This window comes from Rhodococcus sp. SJ-2 (assembly GCF_053750035.1).
Window position 1 is genome coordinate 975,773 of the sequence record NZ_CM132340.1, and the last position, 13,437, is coordinate 989,209.

Annotated in this window: 14 protein-coding genes; 7 read left to right on the forward strand and 7 right to left on the reverse strand. The window is 66.1% G+C overall.

All coding sequences use genetic code 11. The annotated features are described in order from the left end of the window. Nucleotides 1–19: 19 nt before the first annotated feature. From ACSYG9_RS04435 to ACSYG9_RS04445, 3 genes are all read right to left on the reverse strand, one after another. The gene (locus tag ACSYG9_RS04435; protein WP_440125995.1) at nt 20–583 is read right to left on the reverse strand and encodes a TetR family transcriptional regulator; all 564 of its coding nucleotides are present in this window, start codon (nt 581–583) and stop codon (nt 20–22) included. Further along, nucleotides 570–2,093, reverse strand: a complete 1,524-nt coding sequence (locus ACSYG9_RS04440) for an MFS transporter (protein ID WP_454841320.1) — start codon at nt 2,091–2,093, stop codon at nt 570–572. The genes ACSYG9_RS04435 and ACSYG9_RS04440 overlap by 14 nt, the downstream gene beginning before the upstream one ends. A 78-nt stretch (nt 2,094–2,171) precedes the next feature. Next, nucleotides 2,172–3,398 carry an amidohydrolase gene (locus tag ACSYG9_RS04445; protein ID WP_454842882.1) on the reverse strand — a complete coding sequence of 409 codons (1,227 nt, stop codon included), beginning with the start codon at nt 3,396–3,398 and terminating at the stop codon, nt 2,172–2,174. Here ACSYG9_RS04445 and ACSYG9_RS04450 point away from each other — a divergent pair. Further along, on the forward strand, nt 3,397–3,687 hold the full coding sequence (locus tag ACSYG9_RS04450) for a hypothetical protein (protein ID WP_454841322.1): 291 nt from the start codon (nt 3,397–3,399) through the stop codon (nt 3,685–3,687). The genes ACSYG9_RS04445 and ACSYG9_RS04450 overlap by 2 nt on opposite strands. A gap of 94 nt (nt 3,688–3,781) precedes the next feature. Here the strand turns inward: ACSYG9_RS04450 and pcaDC are convergent, their stop codons facing one another. From pcaDC to ACSYG9_RS04465, 3 genes are read right to left on the reverse strand one after another with little or no spacing between them, the layout of a single operon-like run. Continuing rightward, nucleotides 3,782–4,936 carry a bifunctional 3-oxoadipate enol-lactonase/4-carboxymuconolactone decarboxylase PcaDC gene (pcaDC, locus tag ACSYG9_RS04455; RefSeq protein ID WP_454841324.1) on the reverse strand — a complete coding sequence of 385 codons (1,155 nt, stop codon included), beginning with the start codon at nt 4,934–4,936 and terminating at the stop codon, nt 3,782–3,784. Further along, nucleotides 4,933–6,258 (reverse strand): lyase family protein, encoded by a 1,326-nt coding sequence (locus ACSYG9_RS04460; RefSeq protein ID WP_454841327.1) that lies wholly within the window; start codon nt 6,256–6,258, stop codon nt 4,933–4,935. Before ACSYG9_RS04460 ends, pcaDC begins: the two co-directional genes overlap by 4 nt. A gap of 56 nt (nt 6,259–6,314) precedes the next feature. Continuing rightward, entirely contained in the window at nt 6,315–7,235 is a 921-nt protein-coding gene (locus tag ACSYG9_RS04465; RefSeq protein ID WP_454841329.1) for a LysR substrate-binding domain-containing protein, read from the reverse strand. A 99-nt stretch (nt 7,236–7,334) separates the two neighbouring features. Between ACSYG9_RS04465 and pcaH the strand changes: the two genes are divergently transcribed. Further along, a complete protein-coding gene (pcaH, locus tag ACSYG9_RS04470) occupies nt 7,335–8,066 on the forward strand; it encodes a protocatechuate 3,4-dioxygenase subunit beta (protein ID WP_054719276.1) in 732 nt (243 codons plus the stop codon). A gap of 9 nt (nt 8,067–8,075) precedes the next feature. Continuing rightward, nucleotides 8,076–8,732: a protocatechuate 3,4-dioxygenase subunit alpha gene (gene pcaG / locus ACSYG9_RS04475; RefSeq protein ID WP_454841331.1), complete on the forward strand. Its 657-nt coding sequence runs from the start codon at nt 8,076–8,078 to the stop codon at nt 8,730–8,732. Between the two features lie 10 nt (nt 8,733–8,742). On the opposite strand, the gene ACSYG9_RS04480 is transcribed toward pcaG, so the two are convergent. After that, a complete protein-coding gene (locus ACSYG9_RS04480) occupies nt 8,743–10,203 on the reverse strand; it encodes a DHA2 family efflux MFS transporter permease subunit (protein ID WP_454841333.1) in 1,461 nt (486 codons plus the stop codon). Nucleotides 10,204–10,352: 149 nt separating this feature from the next. Between ACSYG9_RS04480 and ACSYG9_RS04485 the strand changes: the two genes are divergently transcribed. The 4 genes from ACSYG9_RS04485 to ACSYG9_RS04500 all read left to right on the forward strand — a co-directional run bounded on the left by ACSYG9_RS04485 (nt 10,353) and on the right by ACSYG9_RS04500 (nt 13,393). Continuing rightward, the gene (locus ACSYG9_RS04485) at nt 10,353–10,982 is read left to right on the forward strand and encodes a TetR family transcriptional regulator (protein WP_440126003.1); all 630 of its coding nucleotides are present in this window, start codon (nt 10,353–10,355) and stop codon (nt 10,980–10,982) included. A gap of 40 nt (nt 10,983–11,022) precedes the next feature. Beyond that, nucleotides 11,023–12,108: an NAD-binding protein gene (locus ACSYG9_RS04490; protein WP_440126004.1), complete on the forward strand. Its 1,086-nt coding sequence runs from the start codon at nt 11,023–11,025 to the stop codon at nt 12,106–12,108. A 45-nt stretch (nt 12,109–12,153) separates the two neighbouring features. Next, nucleotides 12,154–13,053, forward strand: a complete 900-nt coding sequence (locus ACSYG9_RS04495; RefSeq protein ID WP_440126005.1) for a hypothetical protein — start codon at nt 12,154–12,156, stop codon at nt 13,051–13,053. Nucleotides 13,054–13,114: 61 nt separating this feature from the next. Then, a complete protein-coding gene (locus ACSYG9_RS04500; protein ID WP_454841336.1) occupies nt 13,115–13,393 on the forward strand; it encodes a PASTA domain-containing protein in 279 nt (92 codons plus the stop codon). Nucleotides 13,394–13,437 lie beyond the last annotated feature (44 nt).

Sequence of the window (13,437 nt, forward strand, 5' to 3'; positions counted from 1 at the left end):
TGGCTCCGATTCCGCACGTTCAGGGCTCGTCTGTGAGCGCCAGCAGTTCCGCACGCGCGAGAGCGAGGTCGTCGCTGGACAGATACGGGCTCGCCGCGGCGATGGCCAGTCCTTCCGCAGCCGCTCGGATGACCAATACACGTGGCCACGGCAAGCCGTCGGCAGCGAATGCGGCGTCCCACTTCTCGGCATCACGCCCATACAGCGCTTCGACCTCGGCGGAACTCCCGAGCGTCGCGATCAACGTCCCAGGATTGAAGATGTCCATGAGGTAGTCGCTGCCGCCGGTGAGTGCACGCACATAACCTCGGGTGAATTTGCCGGACTTGTTCTCCGACAACTCGATGTGGGCGTGCACCTCCTCCCACATGCGCACGATGCCGTGTTCGATCACGCCGTAGACGAGGGCATCCCGATTCGGGAAGTGGTGCATCAACCCGCTCTTGGTCACCCCCGCGGCAGCAGCGATATCGGCGAGACTTACCTTCGACCCACGCTCGGAGAACATCTGCTCGGCAGCGTCGAGGATCGCTCGGCGGGTCCGTTCCTTGTCTCGGGTGACCACCTGATCAGTGCGCTTCATGGGTCCCTACTGTCGCACCCCGCGGAGAAGGGATCACACGCCAGGCCACCACGGCCGACACCGCAAGGATCACCGCGGCGACGAAAGACGTGGTCTGCACCGCTGTCGCGAACGCGGACCGGGCATGGTCGACCACGATCGGGTCGAGGACGGTCGCGACAGTCGAAACCAGCGAATCTTCGGCGGTCGCCGCGTCGGACGGGTCGGTGCCTGCGGGCAGATCCAGATGCGACCGGTACATCGCCAGATGAACGGATCCGAGCACCGCGATCCCCAAGGCTCCGCCGAGCTCGTAAGCGGTCTCCGCGATCGAGGATGCGGCTCCGGCACGTTCCGCGGGAACCGCGGAGACCACGGCGTCGGTCGACAGTGTCATCGCGATACCGACGCCGAGGCCGAGGAGGACCAGCGAGATACCGAGGCCCCAATAGCTGGACATCGAAACGGTCAGGCCGAGCCCGGCGAGGCTGATCGCCCCTGCCCCGAGCCCGAGCCCGATCGCGCGACCGGTTCCCATACGTGCCACGAGTGCACCGACAAACAGAATGACGATCATCGATGCGATCGTCGACGGCAATTCGGCAAGCCCGGCCTTCAGCGGACCGTATTCGCGGACGAGCTGCAGATACTGCGAGAAGAAGTACAGCAGCCCGAGGAACGCGAAGATCGCCATGCCGTTGGCGGCCACCGCGCCCGAGAATGCGGGCATCCGGAACAGCGAAAGATCGAGCAGCGGATTCGGCAGTCGCATCTGCCTGCGCACGAAGAAATATCCCATGATCAGCCCGAACACCGCGGTGACCGGAACACTCCAGTCAAGTCCACTACCGGCCCAGTGTTTGACGGCATACACCACCGGAACGATGGCGAGGATCGACAACAATGCGGAGAGCACGTCGATCGTCTGAGCAGAGCTACCACGCGACTCGGTCAGCAGGATCGGCCCGGCGACCAGCACGATCACCATCACCGGCACATTGATCAGGAACACCGAACCCCACCAGAAGTTCTCGAGCAGGACACCGCCGACGAGCGGACCGATCGCGGCGCCTCCGGTGGCGCCCATCGCCCAGATCGCGATCGCCGTCGTGCGTTGTTTCGCGTCGAGGAATGTGGCGCGAATGATCGCCAGCGTCGACGGCATCAGCGTCGCGCCTGCCACGCCCAGCAGAACGCGTGCAGCAATGAGGGTTTCGGGGTTGGGCGCGAACGCCGCGATCACGGATGCGACACCGAACCCTGCAGCACCGATGAGCAGCAACCGTTTACGGCCGATGCGATCAGCCAGGTTGCCCATCGTGATGAGCAGACCTGCCAGCACGAACGAGTAGATGTCGCCGATCCACAACAACTGCGTCGAAGTCGGGGCGATGTCGGCGGCCATCGACGGCACAGCCAGGTAGAGCACGGTGTTGTCGACCGCGATCAACACCACGACGAGGACGAGGACGGTCAGGGCCGACCATTCGCGACGTCCGGCGCGGGAAGGAAGAGTCTGTTCTTCGGTCACGCACACCACTGTAACAATCCATATGGACGGTTGTAGAATCCGGAAGGGTGGTAGTGGGGGGTTCGCGTCGGCACTCGGCTATGTCGTCGGCAACCAGGTTCGTGCTGCGGTGACCAAGGCCGTGACCCCGATCGTCATCGTCGGTTCGATGACCGGCGCATAGTGCGGCGAGTGGTTCGAGGGCACCTGGAGCAGCGCGGGATCCGTCATGTCGCCCGTAGTGAACAGTGACGGGTCGGCTCCGCCGAGTAGCCAATATGCCAGGGGCACACCCGCACTCGTGGCGAGCACTCCGACGTCCTCGCTGCCCGCGCCCGCTCCCGGGTCGAGGATCTTGTCTTCCCCCAACCACGTAGCGAAGGCATCCAACGTTTTGTTCAGGGCGGAAGGATCGTTCGTGACCACCGGGAACCGCTCGATCGAGGTAATCTCAGGTTCTTCCGGGGCTCCCGCTGTCGCAGATTCACCGCGAACAATACGGTCGACGCTGTCGAGGATCTTTTTCCGTACCCCCGCGTCGTAGCTGCGGATGTTCAGTTGGAGCTCCGCCTCACCGGGAATGACATTGGCCGCATTTCCGGCATGAACGGAGCCGACCGTGAGCACTGCAGTCGCCGTGCTCGGGATCTCACGCGAGATGATCGTCTGCAGACGCAGGACCACCTCGGCCGCTATGACAATGGGGTCGATGGATGCCTCCGGCATCGACCCGTGGGCCCCTCTACCCACGACCCGCACGCGCAGCGAATCCGACCCCGCATACGAAAGCCCCGGGTGTCCGGCAATCTTCCCTGCGGGAAGCGGCGCCACGTGTTGACCCAGGACCACATCCGGCTTGGGGAACCTGACGAACAGCCCGTCGTCGACCATTGCCTGGGCCCCCGCGCCCAGCTCTTCGGCCGGCTGGAAGACGAGCAGCAGAGTGCCTGACCAGCTCGCAGTGTCGGTGGAGAGAATCTGCGCTGCGCCGAGTAGGCACGTCGTGTGCATGTCGTGGCCACAGGCATGTGCAACCGGTGTCGACTCGCCGTGCTCGTCGACGGCGGTAGCGGTACTGGCGTAGTCGAGACCGGTTTCCTCCTTGACGGGGAGGGCGTCCATGTCGGCCCGAAGCAGCACGGTCGGGCCGGCGCCGTTCTTCAACACCCCGACCACTCCGGTCTTCCCGACACCGGTGGTGACGTCGAACCCGAGAGCACTCAATCGCTCGGCCACGATCGCAGCAGTGCGATGTTCTTGGAACCCGAGTTCCGGATGTCTGTGAAGGTCCTTGTACAGGTCGATCAGAACACGATCGGTCGTCATGTCGTCGGAGCTGGTCACGATTCGGTCCTTCGGTCGAGGTGAACTCGGACGCTCTCCAGTATTTCCGGGTCCGGGATTCGGCGTGTGGGTATCGGCGGTCGAGTTGTTCCGTCGCAGGCCGATGTTCTGTGGTCGAGTCGGGTCTCGCGCAGCAGCGGAGGTCGCGCGGCGGCTGGGCGTCGAGCTCACCATGTTTCCCGGCGGCCACGCCGGGTTCACGGCCGACGGATACGGCACCCCCGGTGACCCGGAAGGCTTTGCCGCGGTGTTGCGGGAGTTGCTCGGCTGAGGCTCGCACCCTTTATGTCAGGCTCGCAACGTTAATGGTCGACCATCGGCGTTGCGAGCCTCACCTTTGCGTTGCGTGCTTCACGGTCACGACGTCAGCCCTCGAGGTCGGCCAACGCTTGCTTCCCCATCGCAAAGGCACGGTTGCTGTTCGGCACACCCGCGTAGACGGCGGTGTGGAGGAAGACCTCGATGAGTTCACCGGGATCCACGCCCGCTCGCAGCGCGGCGCGGATGTGCATGTCGAGTTCGTGCTCGTTACCCACTGCGGTGAGGATCGCGAGGGTGAGCAGCCGTCGGGTGTGGTGATCGAGGCCGGGTCGTGCCCAGATATCGCCCCAGGCGGTGCGGGTGATGAAGTCCTGGAACGGCTGTGTGAACGCGGTGGCCTGCGACATCGCACGGTCCACATGCGCATCCCCGAGCACCGAACGTCGCATCCGCATACCCACCTCGACCGCTGCCGAACGATACGCACCCACCTGCTCCGAGCCGGTGATGTGCGCACGGATCAGCGCCGTCACGCGACCTGCCTGCTCGACGTTCACCAGATGCGCGCCGGGGTCGAGGATGTGGAAGTCGGCGTCGGCGATACCGTCGGCGAGTTCACGCATGACCGCGGGTGGGGTAGCCGGATCCTGGGCACCCGCGATCACGAGCGTGGGTGCGACGATTCGCGCGAGGTCGGCGCGTCCGTCGAACTCGGCGAGCGCCTCACAACACCCGGCGTATCCGTCGTTCGATGTCGCCGACACCATCGCGACGTGTCGCTGGACCAGATCCGGGTCGCGCTCCGCCAGCTCGGCCGTGAACCAACGCCCGACGATCTGCTCGGCGATCGACCCCACTCCGTCCGTGCGGACCGTCGCCGCGCGGTCACGCCACTGCTGCGATGGTTCGAACGCGGCGGCCGTGCACAGCAGGGTCAGCGACCGCACGCGCTCCGGGCGGTGGGCGGCGAGCCATTGGCCCACGGCACCACCCAATGACAGGCCGACGACGTGCACCGCGCCGGCACCCAGCTCGTCGAGCAACGCCAGCACATCCCCCGCGAGTTCCGCGACCGTGTAAGCGCCTGCGACAGGATCGGATTCACCGTGTCCGCGATGGTCGACCGCGATGACGTCGGCGATCGGCGACAGCGCCACGATCTGCGGCGACCACATCCGCCGGTCGGAACCGAGCGATCCCAGCAGCAGCACCGAAGGGGCCGCAGGATCACCGTGTCGTTCATAGGCGAGTGAAGTCATGACCGTCCTTCGTGTCGGGCCAGGGCACGGTCGACGACATCGGCGGCGTGCCCGAGATAGCGGGTGGGATCGAGGAGTTCGGCCAGTTCGCCGGCCGACAGGTGCGCGGTGATGCGCGGGTCTGCGTCGAGCGGGATTCCGGAGGAGGCGGCGGCGGTGACGACAGCTCGTGCATCGTCGACGTGTCGCGACAGTGCGCTCACCACTTTCTCGGCGAGCACCGCTCCCCCGGTGAGCCCGAGGTTGCGGTCGAGGGCGTCGACATGCACGCGCAGTCCACCGAGGCACACGGAAAGTCTTTGTGCAGCGCCGCCGGTCAGGCGCAGCAGGTCGGTCACTGCTTCCCACTCCGCATGCCACGCCCCTGCGGCGCGAGCGAATTCGTGATCGGCCGACGACAATACGGTCGCGACCAGCCCGGGCGCACGACGTGCAGCTGCCCGCGCCGCAACGGCCGCCACGGGATTTCGCTTGTGCGGCATGGCCGATGAACCACCGGGCGATCCTTCGGATACCTCACCGACCTCGGTCATGGCCATGAGCACCACATCGGTCGCGGGTTTCGACACCGCGCCTGCCGCAACACCGAGCGCCGCTGCCAGTCGCATCACCGGAGTGCGCACCGTATGCCAAGGAACAACGGCGCGCGCGAGTCCGAGCCGGTCGGCGAGGTCGTCGGCGAAGTACATGCCGTCGGGTGCGACAGCGGCGAGCGTGCCTGCGGCGCCACCGTACTGCACGGGCAGCGCCGACAGTGCGCGGTCGAGTTCGGTGTGGGCGTCGTCGAGTCCGGTGAGCCACCCGGCGGCGAGGGCGCCGAATGTGGTGGGCAGGGCTTGCTGGCCGAGGGTGCGCGCGATCATGGGTGTCGCGCGGTGCGCTCGTGCAAGATCAGCGGCCGCGTCGGCAGCGGCAGCGAGGTGGTCGAGGATGCGTCGTCCGGCACGACGCGCGAGGAGTACCAGCGCGGTGTCCATGACGTCCTGGCTGGTTGCACCGACGTGGACGGCAGTCGCGGGGGCATCGGCGCGATCGCGGAGCAGCTTCACGAGCGGGATGACGGGATTCCCTCCCGCCGCGGCGAGAGCACCGAGCTCGGCGGGGTCGAGGTCGCGGGCGAGTTCGGCGGCGGCGACGGCCACGGCGGCGGCGTCCGCTTCGGTCGCACGCCCGATCCCGACGGCGCCCGCGGTGATCGCGGCCTCGACTTCGAGCAGCGCTCCGATCCACGCGCGGTCCGACACCTCGGGTGCCATGTCGTCGGCCCCGAAGACGGGATCGAACAACGGCCCGCGGGTGGATTCCTGGTGGGGGTGTGACATCGGAGACCTCGGGATCGGTTCGGGTGCGCTCGGAAAAGCTGTGCCAGAACGTGGTTTCACGTACTGACTGTTCGATGGCCGGCTCGGCGCAACAGCGCAGCAACGTCGTCGACGATAGCGGACGTCGCCGCAGCCGAGCGGATGACACCGATCGTTTCGGCCGTGCCGACGGTGTCGACGGGCAGCCGAATGAGCCTTCCGTCGGCGATGTCCCGACCCGGGACGCGCTCGGGAGCCACCCATACGGCGTCGGATTCGCGCGTGTATGCGGCGGCGACCGCGACGTCGAGGGTCTCGACGGTGCCCGGAGGTAGTTCGAGGCCGTGCCGTCGCAGGAGCACGTCGGTGTGGTGTCGTGGAACAGTGCCGGCCGCCCCGACGACCAGCGGGTATTCGCACATCGCGGGGAACGTTGCCCGCGTGCCCTCCAGCGGATGACCGGGGCGGACCACGAATGCGAGCGCCTCGGCATAGAGCAGCTCGAACGACAGGCCGGCCATGGTCTCGGGGTCGCTCATCCGCCCGATCATCACGTCCACGTCACCCGCGCGCAGCGCCGCGAGCAGTTCGGTGTTGGTGGCGGTGCGCAGGCGGACGTCGAGTTCGGGGTGTTGCACGCGCAGCTCTCCGAGCACCCCGGGGAGCAGCACCGACGCCGCCGACGGCAACGCCCCGATACGCACGGCGGTGTGCTCGGATTCGCCGGCGCCCGCCAATCCCGCGACCGCGGTGTCGAAGGCCTGGACGACGCGTTCGGCGTGGTCGAGGAAGCGTTCACCCGCGGCGGTGGGGACGGCGCCGTGACGGCCTCTGTCCAGCAGTTTCATCCCCGCAAGCAGCTCGAGTTCGTTGATGGTCTTGGTGACGGCGGGCTGGCTCAGGTGCAGGCGTTCGGCGGCACGACCGACGTGGCGTTCGTGCGCTACCGCGACGAAGCAGGTCAGGTGCCGTAACCGGACACGGCCGTGAAGATCCATCACCTCAAGTTATGCAACTCGACCCGAATCGTCAATTTACATGAGCGTTCGGCGCACATAGCGTAGATGCAACCCACAGCCCACGACAGGAGCGGCTTCATGAGCATCGCTGGAAGAAGCGCCTACGGCGAGTTCGTCGAACGCGACCACACGCAGCATCCCCCGGCGCTCACGCCGGGTTACCGCACGTCGGTCCTGCGTTCGCCGCGCAATGCGCTCATCTCACCGCGGAACACGGTGTCGGAGAAGACCGCTCCGCTGATCACCGCACGCGAACTCGGCGAACTCGACAACGACCTGATCCTCAACTTCGCGCACGGCGGTCTGCCGATCGGCGAGCGGATCATCATGCACGGCTATGTCCGCGACGAGTTCGGAAATCCCGTGAAGGGCGCGTTTGTCGAAGCATGGCAGGCCAACGCCGGTGGCCGCTACCGGCACAAGAAGGATTCGTACCATCTCGCGCCGATCGACCCGAACTTCGGCGGTTGCGGCCGGATGCTCACCGACGACAACGGCTACTACTTCTTCCGCACCATCAAGCCGGGCCCGTACCCGTGGGGCAACAGCACCAACGCGTGGCGTCCCGCGCACATCCACTTCTCGATCATGGGCGACGGCTGGGCGCAGCGCCTGATCACGCAGTCGTATTTCGAAGGCGACCCGCTGATCGAGCAGTGCCCCATCGCCGCGACCATCCCCTCCCGCGACCAGGTGCGCAGCCTGATCGCCCAGGCCGACACTGCGAACGACGCCCCGTTCGACGCCCGCGCCTACCGGTTCGACATCACGCTGCGTGGCCGCCGCGCCACCTTCTTCGAGAACGCATAGGGAGCCACCATGAACCAGCCGCTCACACCGCTGCCCATGGTGCAGCGTCGCCCCGAGACCCCCTCGCAGACCGGCGGGCCGTACGTACACATCGGTCTTGCGCCGCAGCAGGCCGGATTCGACATCTTCGAGAACAACTTCGGCAACGTGCTCGTCACGGACGATACACGCGGCGAGCGAATCACGCTCGAGGGACGCGTATTCGACGGTTCCGGAACCCCGGTCCGCGACGTGCTCATCGAGATCTGGCAGGCAAATGCCACCGGCAAGTACGCCCACCCCGGCGACACCCAGGACAAGGACGTCGATCCGTCGTTCCGCGGGTGGGGCCGCACCGGGGGTGACTTCGACACGGGCGTCTACACGTTCGAGACCGTCAAGCCCGGCCCCGTGCCCGGCAACAACGGCCACACCCAGGCCCCGCACGTGCTGATGGTGTTGTTCGCGCGCGGCATCAACGTCGGCCTGCACACCCGTCTCTACTTCGACGACGAGCCCGACGCCAACGCCGCAGACCCACTGCTGAGTTCGATCGAGTGGGAGGTCCGCCGCGATACGCTGATCGCCACGCGCAGCGAACGCGACGGAAAGCCCGTCTACACCTTGGATATCCGGTTGCAGGACACCCCGGACGGCGGACGCGAGACCGTCTTCCTCGACATCTGAACAGGCCCGCTTACTTCGCTTCGGCGAGCGTCGTCGCGGGCTTCCGGATGAAGAACGCCGCGACCACCGCCAGCAGCGACACGATGCCACCACACAGGAACGCCGTGTGGATGCCGTCCTGGTTCGCAGCGAGCTCGCTGGCACCTTCGGATGCGGCGGACGTGGCGGTCACCGTCATCACGGTGATGAACAGCGCTGTACCGGCCGCACCCGCGAGCTGCTGGACGGTGTTGAAGATCGCGCTGCCGTACGAGTACAGCTCCGACGGCACCGATCCCAGCGACGACGTCATCAGCGGCGTCATCACCGATGCCAGACCGAGCATCAGCATCACGTGGACGCAGACGATCAGCGGCGTCGACGACTCCGCGTCGAGGAGCGTCATCAACCACAGCGACGCACTGACTACAGCGGCGCCCGGGATGACGAGGGGGCGCGCACCGATGCGGTCGTAGACGCGTCCGACGAACGGCGACAGCAGACCCATCGCCAGGCCGCCCGGGAGCAACAGCAGACCGGTCTCGAGGGTATCGAGACCGCGCACGTTCTGCAGGTACAGCGGCAGCAGGATCAAGGCGCCGAACATCGCCATCATGCTGACGACGACCATGCCCAGGCCGATGCTGAACACCGGGTAACCGAACGGACGCATGTCGAGCAGCGCGCGTCCGTCCTTCTGCCGCGACAGCTGGCGCAGCACGAAGACAGCCAACGCCACCACACCGACGACGAGCGGCACCCACACCGGGATGCTCGACTCCTCCGCCGAATGACCGATACTGCTCAGGCCGTAGACGATGCCGCCGAATGCGAAGACCGACAGGATGACCGACAGGACGTCGAGGGGGACCTTCCTGGTCTCGGTGAAGTTCTTGACCAGCACGACACCGATGGCGAACGCGATCAGTGCGATGGGCAGGACGATCCAGAACATCCAGCGCCAGTCGAGGGCGTCGAGGATGATCCCGGAGATGGTGGGGCCGATAGCGGGAGCCACGGAGATGACGATGGAGATGATGCCCATCATGCCGCCGCGCTTGTGGGCGGGCACCACGCGCAGCACCGTCGTCATCAGCAACGGAAGCATGATGGCGGTGCCTGCGGCCTGCGTCACGCGACCGGCGAGGAGCAGTTCGAATCCCGGTGCGGACGCTGCGAGCAGTGTGCCGAGGCTGAACACGCTCATCGACGCGATGAACACCTGGCGGAGCGTGAACCGCTCGAACAGATAGCCGGTGATCGGGATGACGACCGCCATGGTGAGCATGAAGCCGGTGGTGAGCCACTGGGCGGTGCTCGCGGTGATGTCGAGATCCACCATGAGCGGCGGCAGCGCGACGCTCATGATCGTCTCGTTGAGGATCATGACGAATGCCGCGACGACGAGGACACCGATCAGCACCTTGCTGCCCGGCTCCAGATCGCCCTCGCGACCGACGTCGGCCTGGTCTTCCAACTGAGGTGACTGCATATCCGATTGCTTCCTGAATGGGTATATCGATCGCGAATGCGACAACCGTGAAAGTCTCGCCCGGCTTGGAAGTGACTGTCAACTTGATTTTCACTGTTAGATTGACGCGGACATTCAACGCTGCGGTCCGAGGTGAAAGGAACCCACCGATGACCCCGAAAACCCAGGCACGTGTCCCGGACCTGCGAGAACGGCGCAGGCAGGAGACGCGTCTCGAGATTTCCGAAGCCGCCCTGACGCTGTTCGAACGCCAGGGATTCGCTGCTACGACCGTCGACGAGATTGCCCGAACAGCCGGTGTGTCTTCAAGCACATTTTTTCGATGCTTCGCAACCAAAGAGGAATCGGTGTGGGGTCCGGACCGCGAACTCGAATCCGACATCGTCGAATGGCTTCGGTCGGTTCCGCAGGAAGACATCAACCTGTCGGGCATCGAAGCCTTCTACGAGCGCTCACTGCAGCGGCTCCTGACCGGCTCCGAGACCACGCGGGATCGCATTCTGCGCACCCGCCGGCTCATCGCCTCCGACGACCACTTGCGAGCCGCCGCGTTCACCGCCGATGCCCTGGCCATGTGCCGCATCACCACGAGCGTCGCCGAACGCCTGCGCGGACTCCGCTCCGAATCGTTCGCGCGGCTACTCGTCGAATCGGCCGGTGTGGTCTCGCGTATCGCGTTCGACACCTGGGTCCGGCGCATCGAACGCGGCGAAGATGCCGACCTCGTGGAGATCTACCGCACCATCCGAACCGACCTCCGCGAAATCGTCGTCACCTGATACTTCGACGGAGCGGCCACTCGCGTGCAAGAGTGACGTAATGCCTGACAGGTTGCGAGCCCGGTTCAGCCGGTCCGATCAGCTCACGGAACGCCCCGACTTCGCTCTCGTCGGTGTGCTGAGGGTCCCCCAGATGTCGACCAGCCCGGCGCGCGCGATCGTGCGGCGCATCGGCTACGCCCTGGTCGCCCTGCTGGTGATGGTCGCACTCGTCTACATCGACCGCGACGGCTACCGCGACGCCCAGGACAACGAGCTGTCGTTGCTCGATTGCTTCTACTACGCGTCGGTGTCGCTCTCGACCACCGGCTACGGCGACATCACGCCGATCACCCCGTCCGCGCGACTGATGAACGTCCTCGTCATCACGCCGCTGCGCGTCTTCTTCCTCATCGTGCTGGTCGGTACGACGCTGGGTGCGCTCACCGAGACGTCGCGTCAGACGTTCCGCATCCAGAGCTGGCGACGCCGAGTCCGCGACCACACGGTCGTCCTCGGGTACGGCACCAAGGGCCGTTCCGCGGTCGACGCGATGCTCGGCGACGAGGTTCCGCCGTCGCGGATCGTAGTGGTGGACACCGATCCCGTGGTCCTCGAGAGTGCGGCGGGGCAAGGTCTGGTGACCGTGCACGGTTCGGCGACCAAACAGGACGTGCTGCGTGTCGCGGGGGTACAGCGTGCGGCATCGGTGATCGTCGCAGCAAACCGCGACGACACCGCCGTACTCATCACGCTCGCTGCCCGCGAGATCAATCCGAACGCGAAGATCGTCGTCGCGATCCGCGAGTCGGAGAATGCGCATCTGCTGCGCCGCTCCGGCGCGGATACGGTGGTGGTTTCGTCGGAGACCGCAGGCCGGCTCCTCGGTGCCGCGCGGAGCTCTCCCCGCGTGGTCGACATGATCGAGGACATCCTGACTCCGGAGGAGGGGTTCACCATCGCCGAGCGCGCTGTGGACCTCGAGGAGGTGGGTCAAGACCCTCGTCATCTGGGTCAGATCGTGCTCGGGATCGAGCGCAACGGAAGTCTGTTCCGTGTCGGATCACCCGAGGTCAGCGCCTTGGCTGCGCGCGACAAGCTCCTCTACATCCGGCTGGCGGCCGACGGGTCGGGGCACCGCGGCTGAACGTAGCCCTCCCGCTACGCACACTTTTATGGAAGAGTCATTTCCATGAATGAGAATGGCATTTCCGCACTGGGAGGGATGACCGTGTCCGCAGACCACACTTTCACCTCGGATTTCGGCATCAAATCGCTCCAGGTTTCGAGGGACCGCGCGATCATGGGCGCACTCGTCACCGAGAAGCTGTGCAACCCCAGCGGCACGGCATCGCTCGGTTTCCTCACGACACTGGTCGACATCGTCGCGTCGTCCCCGGCTCTCGTCGTGGGCTCCCCCGACTGGACCGCGACACAGGATCTGTCGATCCATGCCGCCGGCTTCCTGCGTCCCGGGCCGATCGCGGTCGACGCCAAGCTGATCCGCGTGGGTAAGAAGACGATCCTGGTGGAGACCGACGTGTACGACACGCACGGTGTCACCGATCTGCGTGAGATCGCAAACTCGATCGACACCCCCGGCACGGGCGGCCTCACCCTCGCCGCACGCGGTCTCGTCACGTTCGTGCGGCTCCCCCGCTCCGCCGCGACCCACGGTGATGTCGCGTCGTACACCCCCGAACAGTGGGTCGGGACGATTCGCGAATACCCGCCGGTCCCTATCGACGACGACGTCTTCTCCCGCCTGAATCTCCGCGAGGTGGACGCTGCCAACGGCGAGTTCGAGCTCGATCTCACCGGATTCGTCGCCAATTCCATCGGCACCATCCAAGGCGGCGCACAGGCCCTACTCGGCGAGGCCGCCGCGCATGCAATGCGGCCCGGTCTCGTCGCCACCGACATCCAGGTCCACTACCTGGCGCAGGTGAAGACGGGCCCGGCGCGGTCGCACGGCACGATCGTCCGCGACGCCGACGACCACTCGGTGGTCAAGGTCGCACTCGTCGATTCCGGTGCGGAAGACAAGCTGCTCACACTGCTGACGATCACGCTTCAGCGACCGAAGCGCTAGTCCGCCGAACACCGCACGCTGTCTGATCCCAATTTTCCCCAAGCCTCGTACACTGCGAGTTATGCGCAGTATGCGGGACAGACCGACGCGCGAGGTGCCGGACGTCGTGGGATTCGACGCCGACGATGCCAGCACGATGGTGCTCGGAGCCGGATTCACGCCGGTGGGCCCGGACGGCGAGCCGGCCCCGACCACCGGCGTGATCATCGCGCAACAACCGAACGGAGCCACCGACGCCGAGCCGGGCTCCGAAGTGATCTTATGGAATCAGAACAGCGGCAGCCGATCGCATTCCCCGGTACCCGGCCTCGACGAGTCCGCGGCCCTCGATCCGGCGTAGTCGCCCTTCCCGCGCGCCCGTCAGTTTCCGACAACGACAATCGG

Bases quoted from the DNA above. Each gene is read 5' to 3' on its own strand.
- ACSYG9_RS04485 (WP_440126003.1), top strand. From the start codon at position 10,353: ATGACCCCGAAAACCCAGGCACGTGTCCCGGACCTGCGAGAACGGCGC.
- pcaDC (WP_454841324.1), bottom strand. From the start codon at position 4,936: ATGACTTCACTCGCCTATGAACGACACGGTGATCCTGCGGCCCCTTCG.
- ACSYG9_RS04465 (WP_454841329.1), bottom strand. From the start codon at position 7,235: ATGGATCTTCACGGCCGTGTCCGGTTACGGCACCTGACCTGCTTCGTC.
- ACSYG9_RS04445 (WP_454842882.1), bottom strand. From the start codon at position 3,398: ATGACGACCGATCGTGTTCTGATCGACCTGTACAAGGACCTTCACAGA.
- ACSYG9_RS04490 (WP_440126004.1), top strand. From the start codon at position 11,023: ATGCCTGACAGGTTGCGAGCCCGGTTCAGCCGGTCCGATCAGCTCACG.
- ACSYG9_RS04450 (WP_454841322.1), top strand. From the start codon at position 3,397: ATGTCGTCGGAGCTGGTCACGATTCGGTCCTTCGGTCGAGGTGAACTC.
- ACSYG9_RS04435 (WP_440125995.1), bottom strand. From the start codon at position 583: ATGAAGCGCACTGATCAGGTGGTCACCCGAGACAAGGAACGGACCCGC.
- ACSYG9_RS04460 (WP_454841327.1), bottom strand. From the start codon at position 6,258: ATGTCACACCCCCACCAGGAATCCACCCGCGGGCCGTTGTTCGATCCC.
- ACSYG9_RS04480 (WP_454841333.1), bottom strand. From the start codon at position 10,203: ATGCAGTCACCTCAGTTGGAAGACCAGGCCGACGTCGGTCGCGAGGGC.
- ACSYG9_RS04500 (WP_454841336.1), top strand. From the start codon at position 13,115: ATGCGCAGTATGCGGGACAGACCGACGCGCGAGGTGCCGGACGTCGTG.
- pcaH (WP_054719276.1), top strand. From the start codon at position 7,335: ATGAGCATCGCTGGAAGAAGCGCCTACGGCGAGTTCGTCGAACGCGAC.
- pcaG (WP_454841331.1), top strand. From the start codon at position 8,076: ATGAACCAGCCGCTCACACCGCTGCCCATGGTGCAGCGTCGCCCCGAG.
- ACSYG9_RS04495 (WP_440126005.1), top strand. From the start codon at position 12,154: ATGAATGAGAATGGCATTTCCGCACTGGGAGGGATGACCGTGTCCGCA.